Here is a 15,029-nt window from a genome sequence, read left to right on the forward strand (position 1 = left end):
AAAATCCTGGAAATAGTCGCGCTGTCAGGGACTTGGGACAATGGTCAAAGCTTTCAACCTGATTGACTGGTTTGGCCAATAACCGGGCCTCCTACAGGTTGCGCGCAAGACGGGTCAGTGCACCTCGTTGAGGATCAGGCTGCGGTAATGTCCCGGATTGGACCCGGACCATTTGCGAAAGGCCTTGTAGAACGAACTGGCGTCGGCGAAGCCCAGCCGTGTGGCGATCTCGGCGAAGCTGATCGACGGTTCCGCCAGCCAGGCAATCGCCCACTCCTTGCGCACGCTGTCCTTGAGGCCCTGGTAGGTCTGCCCTTCTTCCGCCAGCCGGCGACGCAGGGTCGAGGCCGACATGCACAATTGCAGGGCCAAGCCTTCGGTTTCCGGCCAGTCCGCGGCGGGCAGCTGGCGCAGGTCCTGGCGGATCCGGCTGGCCAGGCTCCGGGCATCGCGGTACTTGACCAGGATATTGGCCGGTGCCAGCGCCAGGAACCGCTGCAGTTCCCCGGCACTGCGCTTGATCGGCAGGTCCAGGCAGTCGGCGGAAAAGATCATCCGGGTGCGCGGCCGGTCAAAGCGCAGGTTCTCGGAAAACATCACCCGATAGTCTTCGCGATAATCCGGCTCGGCGCAGCGCAACTCGATGGCCAGGATCGGGATACGCCGCCCGGCCAGCCAGCAGGCCACGCCATGGACGATCATCCAGTAGGTGAAATAGGTGAACGGCCGCAGTGCCTGCCCCTGCGGCTCCAGCAGGACGATTTCCGCCAGGCTCTGCTGGCGCACCAACTGGGCCGGCAGGCGTTCGAGCATCAACGAGAGGAAGCCCAGCACCGCGTCCAGCCCGGCGGCCACCGTCGGCTGCGCCATGCCCGCGCGGCACAGGTAGGCGAAACTGCCGGCGCGCAGCTTGCGCGGGTCCATGCCGAAGAACTCGTCATCGTTGCGCCGCGCCAACAGGCGCCACAACCGCGCGTAATCGCTGGCCGGGACCCGGGCATCGGCCTGTTCCAGCAGCGCCGGGGCGATCCCGAGCTTGTCCAGCACCTGAATGGTGTCCGCACCGGGGGCGCAACTCTGCAGCAGTGCCTCGTGCACCAGGTGGATGGAGATGGTGTCTTTTTCCGACATTGGCCGTCACTCAAGCCCTGTACTGATCCGTGTGGCGGCTATCTTAACAGCGCCCGTCCCCTGTAGGAGCCAGCTTGCTGGCGATGAACGTCGCCACACCGCGATCATACTGATGCCCCGCGTTATCGTTGACGACCATCGCCAGCAAGCTGGCTCCTACAAGTCGGTGTTTCAACACACTTCATGAACAGGCGCACCACGCTTTGCGCCTTGCCCCGTTCGCCGTGGGTCTTAGGATGTACGCAACCCTCACAAGGAGTCACTCCATGTTCGCCGGATTCCGGAAAGACCAGCGCCACGTCAACGGTGTGGACATTGCCTACCGCATCGGCGGCAGCGGGCCAGGCCTGCTGCTGCTGCACGGCCACCCGCAGACGCATGTCATCTGGCACAAGGTCGCCGGTGACCTGGCCAAACACTTCACCGTGGTCGCCGCCGACCTGCGCGGCTATGGCGACAGCACCCGGCCAGCGGCCGACGAGCAGCACCTCAACTACTCCAAGCGCGAGATGGGCCGCGACGGCGTGGCCCTGATGGAGTCCCTGGGTTTCAGCGAGTTCTCGATCCTCGCCCACGACCGCGGCGCCCGCGTCGCCCATCGCCTGGCCCTCGACCATCCCCAGGCTGTGCAACGCCTGGTGCTGCTGGATATCGCCCCGACCCTGGCGATGTACACCCAGACCGACGAAGCCTTCGCCCGCGCCTACTGGCACTGGTTCTTCCTGATCCGCCCGGCACCGCTGCCGGAAACCCTGATCGAAGCCAACCCCGAACAGTACCTGCGCAGCGTGATGGGCAGTCGCAGCGCCGGCCTCAAGCCCTTTACCGACGAAGCCTTCAGCGAATATGTGCGCTGCATCAGCCTGCCCGGCAGCGCGCGCGGCATCTGCGAAGACTACCGCGCCAGCGCCGGCATCGACCTGGAACACGACCGCGCCGACATCGAGGCCGGGCGCTCGCTGAACATGCCGCTGCTGGCGCTCTGGGGCGCCGAAGGCACCGTGGGCCGCTGCTTCGATCCGCTGCGCGAATGGCAGAAGGTCGCCACCGATGTGCGCGGCAAGGCCCTGCCCGGCGGTCACTACCTGGCCGAGGAAGTCCCGGAACAGTTGCTCGGCGAAGTCCTGGCCTTCCTGCGCTGAACCGCTGGCCCCCAAGGCACTGATCCACCCCTTCCCCCATGGGCCTCCGCCAACGGCCCATGACGGGATCGGCTTGCCCCCTCTTCCCCCAAACCCGCGACGAGACAATAACAATGACAATCCGCAAACTGCTGGGAACCCTGTATATCCAGGTGGTCATCGCCATTGTGCTGGGGGTGTTGATCGGTCACCACTGGCCGCAGACCGGCATCGACCTCAAGCCCCTGGGCGACGGTTTCATCAAGCTGATCAAGATGATCATCGGCCCGATCATCTTCTGCACGGTGGTCTCCGGCATCACCAGCATGCACGACGTGAAACAGGTCGGGCGGGTGGGCGGCAAGGCGCTGCTTTACTTCGAAATCGTCTCCAGCCTCGCCCTGGCGATCGGCCTGCTGGCCGCCCATGCCTTGCACCCGGGCTCGGGTTTCAATGTCGATGTGAAAACCCTCGACACCTCGGCCATCGCCAACTTCGTCGGCCAGGCCCAGCATGGCGAAGGCGTGACCGGTTTCCTGCTGCATGTAATCCCCACCACCTTCTTCGACGCCTTCGCCCAGGGCGAGATCCTGCCGGTGCTGTTCGTCTCGATCCTGTTCGGCCTGGCGCTGGTGATGGTCGGCGAAAAGGCCCGCCCGCTGGTGGGGGTGATTCACCAGGCCAGCGAGGTGTTCTTCCGCATCGTCGGCATGATCGCCCGGGTGGCGCCGATCGGCGCGTTCGGGGCGATGGCCTTCACCATCGGCAAATACGGCCTGGGCTCGCTGCTGCCGCTGATGAAGCTGGTCGGCACCTTCTACCTGACCGCCTTCATCTTCATCATCTGCGTACTGGGCAGCATCGCCCGCTATGCCGGTTTCAGCATCTGGCGCCTGCTGGGCTACATCAAGTCGGAACTGCTGATCGTGCTCGGCACCAGTTCGTCGGAGTCCGCCCTGCCGCAACTGATCCAGAAGCTGGAAAGCCTGGGCTGCTCCAAGGGCGTGGTGGGCATCGTGGTGCCCACCGGCTACACCTTCAACCTCGACGGCACCAATATCTACATGACCCTGGCGGTGCTGTTCCTGGCCCAGGCGACCAATATCGACCTGACGCTGGAGCAACAGCTGACCTTGCTGGCGGTGACCATGCTCACCTCCAAGGGTGCCGGCGCGGTGGTCGGTGCCGGCTTCGTCGCCCTGGCCGCGAGCCTTGCGGTGGTGCCGACCGTACCGGTGGCGGCGATGGTGCTGATCCTCGGGGTGGACCGGTTCATGGCCGAGTGTCGCTCCCTGACCAACATCATTGGCAACGCCGTGGCCTCGCTGGTGGTGGCGGCCTGGGAAGGCGAACTGGACCGCGACAAGATGGCGCCGATTGCCCTCAAGCGCGAACGCAAGGCCCTGGCTGCCCAGGCGGCGACCGATACGACCAAGGCAACCACATAACCCTGTGGGAGCCGGCTTGCCGGCGATGGCGGCCACACAGTCGATGCAAGTCTCGCGGGCCTCATCGCTGCGATGCGGCGTCCCGACAAGCCAGCTCCTACAGGGTGTGGGGCAACACGATACGTTGCGGTGATACGCCAAATTGTGGGAGCCGGCTTGCTGGCGATGACGGCCACATAGGCGATGTAGGACTTGCGGGCCTCATCGTCGGAACGCCGCCCGCAGCAAGCCGGCTCCTACAAGGTTCGTGCAATGCTTGAGACTCCGGCGCTGCCACGATGCTTTCGCCCTTCCCATCCAATGCTATTCTGGCGGCTCCTGCCGCCAGTGTTCGTTGCTTCGTCCATGAGCCCAAAGAAAGACACCGTGCCCCTGCCCGAAGACCTGCGCGTATTCCTGACCGTCATCCGCAAGGGCGGCTTCGCGGCCGCCGCCGATGAACTGGGCCTGTCGCCCGCCTACGTCAGCAAGCGCATCCAGATCCTCGAAACCACCCTCGCCACCCGCCTGCTGCACCGCACCAGCCGGCGTATCGCCCTGACCGAAGATGGCGAGCGGGTGCAACGCTGGGCGGTACGCATCCTCGAGGACTTCCAGCAACTCAACGACGAACTGTCCGAAGCCCACGACAGCCCCAGCGGCCGCCTGCACCTGTGCAGCAGCTTCGGCTTCGGGCGCAATCACGTGGCCCCGGCGCTGTCGTTGCTGGCCGAGCGCTACCCGGACCTGGAGATCCGTCTGGACCTGTTCGACCGTGTGGTGGACATCGTCAGCGAGGGTTTCGACCTGGAAATCCGCGTGGGCGACGACATCCCCGGCCAGCATATCGGCCGGCGCCTGGTGAGCAATCGACGGGTGCTGTGCGCGGCGCCCGCCTACCTGGAACGGCGTGGCATGCCGCAGCAGTTGAGCGACCTGGAACAGCACGACTGCCTGGTACTCAAGGAACGCGACAACGCCTTCGGCATCTGGAACCTGGAGCGTGACGGCAGCCAGGACAGCGTGCGGGTGCGCGGGCCGTTGTCATCCAACAGCGGCGAGATCGTCCTGCAATGGGCCTTGGATGGACGCGGCATCCTGCTGCGCTCCCTGTGGGACGTCAAACCGCTGCTGGAACAGGGTCGACTGGTGCGGGTGCTGGACGACTACACCCAGAGCGCGAATGTCTGGGCGGTGTACCCGACGCGACTGGCGTACTCGGGCAAATTGCGGGTGTGTGTGGAGTTTCTGCAGGAGCACTTTCGACAGCTGTCGATCTAGCAATACCTGTAGGAGCGAGCTTGCTCGCGATGGACGTCAACGATAACGCTGGGCACCTGATACCCCGCGGTGTCCTGACTACCATCGCGAGCAAGCTCGCTCCTACAAAGGACCAATGCTCGCTTAACTGAACGTATTGGCTTCAGGCCAACCAGGGATTGGCCTGCAAATGCGCCCGTTCGAACGCCCTGATCTCCTCGCTACGCTGCAAGGTCGTGCCGATGGCATCCAAACCCAGCATCAACGCGTTCTTGCGCAGCGCATCGATCTGGAACTCGATGACACTGCCATCCTGCAAACGGATCTGCTGAGCCTCGAGATCAATGGTGATCTCGGCACTCTGCGACTGGCTCACCACCTGCCCCAGCCGCTGCACGGTCGCTTCGTCCAGGGTGATCAACAACACCCCGTTGCGCTGGCAGTTATCGTAGAAGATCCCGGCGAAACTGCTGCCGATCAACGCCCGGATCCCCACCTGCTTCAAGCCCCACACCGCATGTTCACGGCTGGAGCCGCAACCGAAGTTCGGCCCGACCACCATGAAGCGGGCATCTTTCCAGGCCGGCTGGTTCAGCACGAACCCGGGGTTGGGTTCACCCGAAGGCAAGACCCGCAGGTCGAAGAACAACCCGCGGTCCAGCCCGTTGCGATCGATCCCCTTGAGAAACTGTTTGGGCATAATCACGTCGGTGTCGATATTGGCCGCCAGCATCGGCGCGGCCTTGCCGGTGACTTGGGAAAACGGCTGCATGCTCATGGCCTTGGCTCCAGGTGGCGAATATCGGTCAGGTGTCCGGCAATGGCGGCCGCGGCGACCATCGCCGGGCTCATCAAATGCGTACGGGCCCCGGCGCCCTGGCGCCCTTCGAAATTGCGGTTGGTGCTGGAGGCGCAGCGGTCGCCGGGCTCCAGCACGTCGTCGTTCATCGCCAGGCACATCGAACAGCCCGATTGCCGCCACTCGAAACCGGCCTCGATAAACACCGCCGCCAACCCTTCGGCCTCGGCCTGATCACGTACCTGGGTGGAACCGGGCACGATCATCGCCCGCACATGCCTGGCCACGTGCTGGCCGCGCACCACCCGGGCGGCATCCCGCAGGTCCTCGATCCGGGCGTTGGTGCAGGAGCCGATAAAGGCGTGGCTGATCACGATCTGGTTCAGCGGCATGCCGGCCTCCAGCCCCATGTAGTCCAAGGCGCGGCGCATGTCCTGGCGCAGGATCGGGTCGCTGATGTCTTGCGGATCCGGCACGCTTGCGCCGATGGGCGCCGCCTGATCCGGGCTGGTGCCCCAGGTGACCATGGGTTCCAGCGTCCCGGCATCCAGCTCGACTTCGCGGTCGAAGCGCGCGCCGACATCGCTGTACAAGGTCCGCCAGGAGGCCACGGCCTGCTCCCACAGCTCGCCCTTGGGTGCCCGGGGCTTGTCCTTGAGATAGGCGAAGACTTTCTCGTCCGGGGCCATGAAGGCACCGCGCGCCCCCGCCTCCACCGCCATATTGCAGATGGTCATGCGCGCCTCGACGCTCAGGGCATCGATGGTCGAACCACGGAACTCGATGGCATAGCCGGTGGCCCCGGAAGCGCCGATCCTGCCGATCAGCGCCATGATCACGTCCTTGGACGTCAGCCCCGGCGCCAGCTCGCCGCCGACCGTCACCCGCATCGTCTTCAGGCGTTTGTAGACCAAGGTCTGGGACGCCAGCAGGTGCTCGATCTCCGAGGTCCCGATACCGAAACCGAAAGCCCCCAACGCGCCATAGGTGGTGGTGTGACTGTCACCGGCGGCCACTACCATGCCCGGCAGGATAAAACCCTGTTCGGGCGCAATCACATGTTCGATGCCCTGGCGCTTGTCAAGTACGTCGAACAGATCTATACCGAAATCTTCACAGTTCTCGGCCAGGTAGGACACCTGCCGCGCACCTCCGGCATCCGGCATCGCGGCAATGCGCTTGGGCGCGGTGGGGTTCACATGGTCGACCACGGCCAGGGCGGTATTCGCCCGCCAGATGCCGCGCCGGGCTTCGCGCAGGCCGCTGAAGGCCTGGGGGCTGGTGTATTCGTTGATGACCTGACGGTCGATATACAGCAGGACATGGCCCTGGTCATCGAGGCGACACACCGTATGGGAATCGATGTGCTTGTCGTAGAGGGTTCTGGTTTGAGTCATGGTGGCGCTCGCAGGAAGGAAAGTACGCGAGGCTGTCGGATCACGGCGGCAGGCCGACAGACGTCGCGCCCATCATAGGCGGCGGCAACGGTCCATCAATGGCGGGAGGGTGATGGCTGGGAACATGGATCGTGTTGGATCGGACGAGTAGTCATTGTCATCAGTGACTTATAACCGACACAATAGAAAGGTACTACACGATATAACCATGCAACCGACAGCCCGCAAAAGAACGGCCGACTTGAGCTATAAAATGGACAGGACAGGAACTGAAAGGAATTCTGATGATCACAGACACAGATAACGGTACCAAAAAGCTTGGAGTACTGCTTGCCATGAGACCCAGCCTATCGAATCTCGTCAAGTCACAGAAAATAGCATTTGGCCTTGCGTTGGCGGGCATTGCGGCGCTGTTCGGCGCCAAACGACTGATTGAGTGGGCACTTAAGGAGCCGGTGGCCGAGTCCTGGGTCGATCTGACGCTGGTACTGTCGGCCTACCTGTATTTTTTCATGATCCCTGCCCTCCAGGCCCATATCAGCAAAAAGCTGAGGAAGCGTGCCGCCCGCCGTCAGAGGCAGGCACCCGACCAGGTCACCGCACCCGTCAGCGTGACGGTGACCACGACGCCATGGCCGGAGAAACAACCACAAGAGCGCCTGGCCCGCCCCGTGCCGCGTCGAGACCAGACCGCCAGGACCGGACGCTGAGCCGCTGACACTACACGCAAGACAGAACGGGGAGCCAAGGCTCCCCGTTTCGTTATCTGGCCAATAGGTAAGCGGATCAGGCCTTCGTATTGATCGACATGCTGGCGCCGGAACTGGCGAACTGCTGCAGGTTCAGCAACACGTTAATCGCCCGCTTGTACTCCGGGATCATATGGTTGGAGAACTGCTCGTTCGAGGTGCCGCTCTGCAGGGTGCTGATCTGGGTGGCGAAATAATCCAACGCGTTGAATTTCTCGCCCGCCTTGTTTTTCGAGCCGGCGGTGGACAGCAGGCCGGCGGTGGACGCGCTGATCAGGCCATGTTCCTTGAGGACATTGCTGTATTTGGTCAACTGATCCGGCGTGACCGATTTCGGGTCGAAGCCCTGGAACTGCGACTGCAGCTTGTCCTTCTGCATCTTCGCCGTGTCGAGGGCGGTCGGATCCCGGGGGATGTTGTTGAGCACCTGCTTGTTCTTGATTTCCTGCAGGTTGGCTTTCTTGGTATCGGCGGCCTTGCGCTCAAAGACCCGGGAACTGAGGGCCGTGGCCCAGGCGGTGATCGAACCTGTGCTCATCTCCAGCCTCCGATAACCTGAAGGCGAGAGATATCGCCGTGATGCTTACGTCCTTGCAAGGCGCGCATGGGGGTGTCCTGTCATAAAATGGAAATGGGAGCCGATTCCAGTTAGGTAACAGAACTGTACAACATATGTATGTATTCCGTTACAAAAAATCCCGATTTGAAGGAAAGCGCCCTCCCCTCCTGCGCCTTCTGGATGAATCCGTTATTCATCCTGCGCCCTGAAATCTACAAGGCTTGGTGCTAGCCTTGTGCACCTAGCGCTTATTGGCTCGTTCGAAGTGCCGAACGCTTATCGCGAGAACAGGGAATGCCAAGAGAAACCAGCCAGCGTGTCCAGAGTGCCCCCGTTGAAAGCGGTCCACTGCGCGAGTCGTTGCCGCGCCACGCGTTCGAACGTATCCGCCATTTCTTTCTCTTCTGCTTCTATGTGGAGCTGACCTGCGACTACGTGGAGACACTGCACGGCATCAGCTTCGACCCTCGCCATGTGACAACGCATTGCGCGACGCACCAGGTCGACAGCGGCACCCGACTCAAAAGCGGCGCACCGCTCAACAAGAAGTCCAAACAGCCACTGGAAGAAAGCACGACCGGACACAGCCGCATGGATGCCGCGCACTTCAATAACCTGGGACTGACGGCGGACTTTCTGAGGCGGCTGGAGAGGCTGGGGGACGACGACGAAATGGTCAGTGAACTGCGCAGCCGCTGTATCGACATGTGCCGCAACACACGGTTATTGCCCCAGGCCATCAACCTCGGGCCGGACAAGGTCATTGACCGGGTCCATGAAACCGTGCGCCTGAGGACCTTCGACGCTTCGGCCACGGAACCCTGCATCTCGGTGACGAATATCCGCCTCTACCTGGATATGGCTGTCTCGGCGTTGAGAATCATGGCCGACAGGAAGGAGGATGAACCCACACTGCAGGCCACCGGAGACCTTTACATCGAAGGCCTGGTGCGCGCGGAATCGGAACTGGCCCGCACACTCAAGGATGAAGTGGAGGGGATGGTGGCGGAGGTCAATCGGCACGTGGCGCAGATGCTCGCAGACCAGAAGCAGATCCAAGGAGGCGGCGCGAAGAAAAGAAGCTTGTCGACCATGCTGAGTGCGCCGACCGTCAGTACTTCGACGGGGTCGGCTCCCCGCCGGATAATCCGGGCCAAGCGCATGGGCCGCGCAAAGCCGCCTTCGCCGGGTGTCGACGATATCTTCAGCAATAGTTTTTATGCGGATATGTGAGTGATGGCTGCGATCGCATCGTCCAGACAGGACAACTCTCTTTCCCTTGAGTGAAATTTCCTAGAAAATCCAACCCGCTTGCGCCTGCCTATTCCGCTGGCTAGTCTGCTCCTTGTCACTGCTCATTCAGTGATCGGGTTTAGTCGCCCGCGAAACTACGGCGCACAGCGCCATCCTTGAGACGGGCGCTTTTTTATCGCCTGCACTTTATGGTGGTCGTGCGCAGGGCACCTTCGGGTGCGCCGGTTCCCTAGTTTCCGGTCGACTAACCTGCGCGCGGCCGCCACCCATCGTTTAGTCGCGATCAGCGGCGGCTCCAATCAAACTAGGGAGTTATGCGATATGTTCAAGATCACCCCCAACCCACCTACTTTATCCAGTGCCGAGGCCATCGACCCGCAAGCGGCCGAACGGGCTTTTGCTCATTACAACCTGACGCCCGGGGCCAATCCAAAACCCACCCGTGCGACACCGACACGGGACCTGTTGCCTGAAGCGCAAAGCCAGGAAGAGGCTTTGGTCAATGCGTATTCCATTCTGCAATCCGCTGCAGCCACAGCTTATGAAAACGCCGACAACCAGACCGGCGCCAACCGCAAGGTGGCGATGGGCGTGGTGCATTTGATTGAATTGGCGCAGTTGTGGGTGGATTCGGTATTGGATAAGCGTATGGCCGGCGTCAGTGGCTGACATGATGTAGGGCGCGGGATGGGGAGTCAGGCTCCCCGTTTCGTGCGACATTATTCGATATTTCAGCTTATTGCTGTAAGAAAAAGTAGGAATGCTGGGCTCAATCGCCCCTTCTATCGAAGACCGGCCCGCCTCACTTTTTGCTTTCAACTCAAGTATTTAGCCGTTAAGGAAGTGCCATTCAAATCCGTCCCATTTTCACTGGGATTGGTAGTTTCTAGCGCAGTACCTGCGCCTTTTGCACCACTTAAGCAACCGAGAACGATGAAAAATAAAACGATAATTTTCCATCTTCAAGATCACTCAATTGATAACGCATCCTATCAAGGCCAGAATCCAGCTTATTAACGTTCATATGCATCAGTTGAGTTAATCCGCCGCCAAAATCACGGGACGTAAATTGGCTAATATCAATGAATCTGATACGCACGACATCAGTCCCTACCTTTTCAGAGGCCGAAATCGATAGAGATAAATCATAAGCCATCCCATCCTCATTCAACTGAATACTAATTTCATGCAAGCAGTTGTGAGCAACAAGCAATTCATTCAATTCTGGAAGACCAATCATTATGGACCCTCGTCTCTTTCCCATTGGAGCCATAGCCTGGACCATATTCATATGGTATGCATGTGCGGGTCGGAATGATATTCCGCAGGCTTTCCTTGGTTCCCATATCCGTGATTAGTGTAATCCGTTCTTTTAACCTGCCGGCCATACTGGTCGTACTCGATCACAACCCAAATGGGTGTCACCTTTTCTTAACAAGCTTGACAACCTGCTTACCAGTGAGCCGTCGAAGAAACTCAATTGCCACAGATGGCACCCTTGAAGTCATATACTTGACGCCCATTTCAGGAGGAGAAAATAAATCTGAGAGTCATCTGGCCGACCTCCCCTTTTCGTCCACAACCATCAAATAATCTCCAAAAGTTCCAAATCCGATCTAACCTCTTCCGCATCAGAATCAGAAAGGCGTGCCAAGAGCGTTTCCAGCCCATGAATACCGATTAACTCCCTTATATCTTTCGAAGCAATATTGCATGCAATTTCCGGCTCTCTGCCAGCGGAAAGCATAAGCCCTGCCGTATAAAGCATCAGCTCCTCTGTCGGACTACTAAAACTACCATCCAGCTCATTCAATGCATATCCGACCTCTAACTCCCCCTCAACCCAAGAAAACCCTATCTTCTTATTCTTTCTAAGCTTAAGGCGACAGTAAATCGGATAATAGAAAAAATATCTTTTGCTGAATTTCTTTATAGCTTAACAATATAGACATAAATCAGTTCCTCAGCACTACGGTGCCCCTAAAAAATGGGACCGATGAAAAGAGGACAGATTCATTTTCAGACATAGCCAGCAGGGCACCTTTCCAAAGTCACTCAATACGAAAACCAACCACCCTCGACCTTACCAACAAAACGAGCGGTACCTGTCAACGCCCCTAAAAATAAATCTGCCCCTAACTTAAGCCTTCAAAAAACGAAACAACATCATCCAACGAGACCTCCCACTCTGAAATCTCATTCCCATCCTCATCAATTTTTTCTCGAGGACCGACATAAGAGTTCGGATCGGACACATCAAATTTTTCTCCGACCTCGTCTAAAAAGACAATTGAGTTCTGAACATATACTTTAGATCCTACATAGTACAGAACCCATACGGTAAGAAAATTTGCCTTTTCTGGATCAAGCATAGATGTAACCAAGACAGAATGCTCACCACGAGCATACCCAGTCGTAAATGCTGCACGCCAACTCTCAATATACTCTCTTCGCCCCCAATAAGAAACCGGCGCATAGAAAAACTCCTGACTACCTGATAGATGTATAACCCCTTTTAGAGATGCAACACCAAAAGAGTCGGACAACACATGATCTAAAAAAATACCAAAACCCATTAGTTTTTCACTCTATTTAGATTTTTATCGTAAGTTCCTACACGCTGCCCTTTCCGATTAAAAACTTTCCAACCATCAGAAACGTTATGACCATCTATGTCTGGAGTTATAAACTCCTTCCCATTTGAAAATACTGGTTGACCATGAGAGTCAAATGGTGCTTTTTGTGGGGGAATGCGCCTATCATATCCTAAATTACCAGCAGCCTCTTTAAGCAGCGTTCCCCTAGACTGTGGTAACTCAGGGTCACTACCACTTTTACCCCCTGAAACTGGCTTCCCATCAATACTACAAGGCCCAACGTTATGCACCCAAGTCTTCAGCTTGCCTACATAGAACGTATGACCAATGTCTACCGTCAGGTTATACGTTTTCCCCTGGGGCTGGAACAGCTCCAACGATCGAACCTGGCTTGAGACGTTTTCAGTCGCGCCATCGCCCAGTGACTGAAGCAAATCCCCCGGTTTAAGGTCGATAACCGGGATAAAACCATGTCGTGCCGGAACGTAAAACGGATGCCCAGGTGTTACCAGCAGCGTTTCGCTCTCGGCCTTGCCATCTGTACGGATGCCTTCCAGCTTGAGTCGATAGATCGGTTGATCAGTGCGGACGTGAGTTGCAAGGATGGCAGCAGCGAAGGGCTCGCCTCCTTTTTCGGGCTTGCTCCAAACGATATCGCCGACCTTGAGCGAATCGATAGCTCGCTCCCCCGAAGGAGTGGCGACCATGGTTCCTGCTGCAAAGCAGCAAGGCCCGATGACTGGCTCCGGATTCAGCTTACCATCTGGCAACTTCTCGCCATTCTTGGCCAGCAGCGCCCGCTCATTCGCCTCCTTGAGAATATCGTCTAGTTTTTTACCAACCGCCTCACTGACCTTCTCAGTAACTTTTGCTCCTGCCTTCCCGGCATTTCCAGCGCCTGATACCGCTGCAACAGTCCGCATGAAGAAAAGCGCCTGTTGGGCAGTAGATACGTCAACCCCATAGATCGCGTTGAGTTTGGCCGCAATGTCATCATTGAACGCTGTTGCCGCCCCTTCACCGATGGCATGACCACTTTCCTTGAACCCATCAGGGATGCCAGTGATCGCACCTTTGACCCCCTCCCAAATACCCGGAACCACAGTTCCTGGGTTCTGAACCACGAACTTGGCCAGATCCACCGCACCATTCTTCAGGTCGACGCCGGAGTCCTTCATCTCCTTGATCAGACCTTCACTCAACGGACGGCTGATACCGCTTTGTACGAACTGGCGATAGAACTGCGGATCAGCCGTGTCGGCAAACATCTCTGGCCGGAACAACTGCTGGCCTTTCGCGGTGAACAGAGCCTGCTGTTCACCCAAGTCATTGGTAAAAGTCTTGCCGGTGCCCGCCAAAAATTTCGCTGCAGCGTTATCAGTGCCATCGCTCAAGAGAGCACGCCACAGGTAATCGACATCCTTCAACGCCTGCTGGCTCAACCGCTCCGTCGCTTCCTGCTCACTGATGTCCTGACTGGCAGCAAATTCCTTGGCATGCTCCCGAATCCATTTGTCTTCATCCGCGTGCAACTGCCGGTTGTACTGGCTTGCATTTTTTGCAACCCAGGCCCCTTTCTCCATCTTGCTGGCATCGGTGTCGCTTTGAGCTGCTGCCGCCAGGACGCCAACGATCTGCGATGACATGGTCAACAGACCTTTGTCATCTTTAACCAGCGCGCTCAGGTGATTGACCAGAAGTTCATTGGCTCCAGCTGCCAGAGCTCCGGTTTTAAAGTCGCCCCCTGTTGCTTCAGCCAACAGCCCGCCGACCATCGCGTGAATAGCCGCTTTCTGCGGCGTGCCATCCTCGTATTTCCCGAGAGTGTAATCACCCACAGCCTTGAAACTGACTGCCGCCAAGGTATTGAACAACGCCCCCTGCAGCGCATCGCCCATGCTGCCGCCCTGCCCCAGGGATTTACTCAACAGCGTTGAGGTGCCCGCTTGCAGAGTCTGGTTCGCAGCAAACTGCCCAACCCCCGTCCATGTGTTGAGAGGAGGACTGGTAATTTTTCCCGTTATCGGGTCAGTCTTGGTCCCTGTCCAGCCATCGAAATACTTCGCAGTCAGTCCCGCCGTCAGGCCCGAGATGGCATACCCCTTGAGGGCATCGGACGAGGTGACATCCTTGAAGACCGCTCCCAGGTTTCCGCCATTGTTGATAAAGCTAGTGGCCGCGTTTGTAGCGGCGCCCGTGGCTACAGCCGCTGTGGCGGCGGATAAGGCTCCGCCAGTACTTGCGCTTATCGTCCCAGCATTGACCGCCGTCGCTATTGCGCCCCCCTCCGCCCCCATAGCCCCCATAACGGCAGGCCCGACAACAGCCGCCATCACGATGGCAATGATCAACTGCGAAGCTGGCCCAAGCCCCGAGTTACTGTATTGGTAGGAGTCGTGAATCTCCTTTACCAGGTGCCAATCCACATCACCGTGCTTCTCGGCGTCCTTGAGCCAGGCCATTTTCGGGTCAGCCTTCACCATCGCATCGATGGTCTGGCTGACCGACTGCTGGTCGACCTGCTTGAGGTCGATTTTCAGACCTTCGACGGCCTTGATGGTGATGTTGCCGGCGGCGGCCATCTGGGTCTGACGCAAGGTCTCGTCAGTCTTGCCGCTGCCTTTGGAAGAAACCCAGAAAGCGTTGTTGTTGGTCTTCTCGTGACTCTCCTGATGAAGGTCCTTCTGCCCTTCGAAGGTAATACCCCCACCACTCTCAATCGTCAGATCCTTACC

At 58.7% G+C, this 15,029-nt stretch carries 14 protein-coding genes; 6 read left to right on the top strand and 8 right to left on the bottom strand.

Features of this window, described 5'->3' with window-relative positions:
* Positions 1 to 114: 114 nt before the first annotated feature.
* Positions 115 to 1,131, bottom strand: a complete 1,017-nt coding sequence (locus UCMB321_RS16260; protein ID WP_040068631.1) for an AraC family transcriptional regulator — start codon at positions 1,129 to 1,131, stop codon at positions 115 to 117.
* A gap of 266 nt (positions 1,132 to 1,397) precedes the next feature.
* Here UCMB321_RS16260 and UCMB321_RS16265 point away from each other — a divergent pair, with 266 nt between their 5' ends.
* The 3 genes from UCMB321_RS16265 to ttdR all read left to right on the top strand — a co-directional run bounded on the left by UCMB321_RS16265 (position 1,398) and on the right by ttdR (position 4,960).
* Positions 1,398 to 2,273, top strand: a complete 876-nt coding sequence (locus tag UCMB321_RS16265; RefSeq protein WP_040068633.1) for an alpha/beta fold hydrolase — start codon at positions 1,398 to 1,400, stop codon at positions 2,271 to 2,273.
* Between the two features lie 113 nt (positions 2,274 to 2,386).
* Positions 2,387 to 3,700, top strand: coding sequence for a dicarboxylate/amino acid:cation symporter (locus UCMB321_RS16270; protein ID WP_040068635.1), 1,314 nt, complete (start codon positions 2,387 to 2,389; stop codon positions 3,698 to 3,700).
* Between the two features lie 345 nt (positions 3,701 to 4,045).
* Positions 4,046 to 4,960 (top strand): L-tartrate utilization transcriptional activator TtdR, encoded by a 915-nt coding sequence (ttdR, locus tag UCMB321_RS16275; protein ID WP_040068638.1) that lies wholly within the window; start codon positions 4,046 to 4,048, stop codon positions 4,958 to 4,960.
* Between the two features lie 142 nt (positions 4,961 to 5,102).
* Here ttdR and leuD read toward each other — a convergent pair whose 3' ends face one another.
* Both leuD and leuC read right to left on the bottom strand, forming a co-directional pair.
* On the bottom strand, positions 5,103 to 5,717 hold the full coding sequence (gene leuD, locus UCMB321_RS16280; RefSeq protein WP_040068640.1) for a 3-isopropylmalate dehydratase small subunit: 615 nt from the start codon (positions 5,715 to 5,717) through the stop codon (positions 5,103 to 5,105).
* Positions 5,714 to 7,135 carry a 3-isopropylmalate dehydratase large subunit gene (gene leuC / locus UCMB321_RS16285; RefSeq protein ID WP_052451264.1) on the bottom strand — a complete coding sequence of 474 codons (1,422 nt, stop codon included), beginning with the start codon at positions 7,133 to 7,135 and terminating at the stop codon, positions 5,714 to 5,716. Before leuC ends, leuD begins: the two co-directional genes overlap by 4 nt.
* A gap of 284 nt (positions 7,136 to 7,419) precedes the next feature.
* Here leuC and UCMB321_RS29535 point away from each other — a divergent pair, with 284 nt between their 5' ends.
* Positions 7,420 to 7,845, top strand: coding sequence for a hypothetical protein (locus UCMB321_RS29535; RefSeq protein ID WP_052451265.1), 426 nt, complete (start codon positions 7,420 to 7,422; stop codon positions 7,843 to 7,845).
* 76 nt (positions 7,846 to 7,921) lie between these two features.
* On the opposite strand, the gene UCMB321_RS16295 is transcribed toward UCMB321_RS29535, so the two are convergent.
* Positions 7,922 to 8,422, bottom strand: coding sequence for a hypothetical protein (locus UCMB321_RS16295; protein WP_040068642.1), 501 nt, complete (start codon positions 8,420 to 8,422; stop codon positions 7,922 to 7,924).
* 315 nt (positions 8,423 to 8,737) lie between these two features.
* Between UCMB321_RS16295 and UCMB321_RS16300 the strand changes: the two genes are divergently transcribed.
* Positions 8,738 to 9,676, top strand: coding sequence for a hypothetical protein (locus tag UCMB321_RS16300; RefSeq protein ID WP_040068644.1), 939 nt, complete (start codon positions 8,738 to 8,740; stop codon positions 9,674 to 9,676).
* Positions 9,677 to 10,018: 342 nt separating this feature from the next.
* Entirely contained in the window at positions 10,019 to 10,366 is a 348-nt protein-coding gene (locus tag UCMB321_RS16305; protein ID WP_040068646.1) for a DUF6124 family protein, read from the top strand.
* A gap of 247 nt (positions 10,367 to 10,613) precedes the next feature.
* Here UCMB321_RS16305 and UCMB321_RS16310 read toward each other — a convergent pair whose 3' ends face one another.
* From UCMB321_RS16310 to UCMB321_RS29540, 4 genes are all read right to left on the bottom strand, one after another.
* Positions 10,614 to 10,937 (bottom strand): hypothetical protein, encoded by a 324-nt coding sequence (locus tag UCMB321_RS16310; RefSeq protein WP_040068679.1) that lies wholly within the window; start codon positions 10,935 to 10,937, stop codon positions 10,614 to 10,616.
* 345 nt (positions 10,938 to 11,282) lie between these two features.
* The gene (locus UCMB321_RS16315) at positions 11,283 to 11,510 is read right to left on the bottom strand and encodes a hypothetical protein (protein ID WP_157015976.1); all 228 of its coding nucleotides are present in this window, start codon (positions 11,508 to 11,510) and stop codon (positions 11,283 to 11,285) included.
* A 322-nt stretch (positions 11,511 to 11,832) separates the two neighbouring features.
* A complete protein-coding gene (locus tag UCMB321_RS30755) occupies positions 11,833 to 12,273 on the bottom strand; it encodes a hypothetical protein (protein WP_157015978.1) in 441 nt (146 codons plus the stop codon).
* Positions 12,273 to 15,029: DUF637 domain-containing protein (locus UCMB321_RS29540; RefSeq protein WP_209437183.1), on the bottom strand; the 2,757-nt coding region annotated here is incomplete at its 5' end. The genes UCMB321_RS29540 and UCMB321_RS30755, both read right to left, overlap by 1 nt.

Source organism: Pseudomonas batumici, assembly GCF_000820515.1.
Classification (GTDB): Bacteria; Pseudomonadota; Gammaproteobacteria; order Pseudomonadales; family Pseudomonadaceae; genus Aquipseudomonas; species Aquipseudomonas batumici.

Coding starts and splice junctions, on each gene's coding strand:
- UCMB321_RS16260 (WP_040068631.1), bottom strand. CDS start 1,131: ATGTCGGAAAAAGACACCATCTCCATCCACCTGGTGCACGAGGCACTG.
- UCMB321_RS16265 (WP_040068633.1), top strand. CDS start 1,398: ATGTTCGCCGGATTCCGGAAAGACCAGCGCCACGTCAACGGTGTGGAC.
- UCMB321_RS16270 (WP_040068635.1), top strand. CDS start 2,387: ATGACAATCCGCAAACTGCTGGGAACCCTGTATATCCAGGTGGTCATC.
- ttdR (WP_040068638.1), top strand. CDS start 4,046: ATGAGCCCAAAGAAAGACACCGTGCCCCTGCCCGAAGACCTGCGCGTA.
- leuD (WP_040068640.1), bottom strand. CDS start 5,717: ATGAGCATGCAGCCGTTTTCCCAAGTCACCGGCAAGGCCGCGCCGATG.
- leuC (WP_052451264.1), bottom strand. CDS start 7,135: ATGACTCAAACCAGAACCCTCTACGACAAGCACATCGATTCCCATACG.
- UCMB321_RS29535 (WP_052451265.1), top strand. CDS start 7,420: ATGATCACAGACACAGATAACGGTACCAAAAAGCTTGGAGTACTGCTT.
- UCMB321_RS16295 (WP_040068642.1), bottom strand. CDS start 8,422: ATGAGCACAGGTTCGATCACCGCCTGGGCCACGGCCCTCAGTTCCCGG.
- UCMB321_RS16300 (WP_040068644.1), top strand. CDS start 8,738: ATGCCAAGAGAAACCAGCCAGCGTGTCCAGAGTGCCCCCGTTGAAAGC.
- UCMB321_RS16305 (WP_040068646.1), top strand. CDS start 10,019: ATGTTCAAGATCACCCCCAACCCACCTACTTTATCCAGTGCCGAGGCC.
- UCMB321_RS16310 (WP_040068679.1), bottom strand. CDS start 10,937: ATGATTGGTCTTCCAGAATTGAATGAATTGCTTGTTGCTCACAACTGC.
- UCMB321_RS30755 (WP_157015978.1), bottom strand. CDS start 12,273: ATGGGTTTTGGTATTTTTTTAGATCATGTGTTGTCCGACTCTTTTGGT.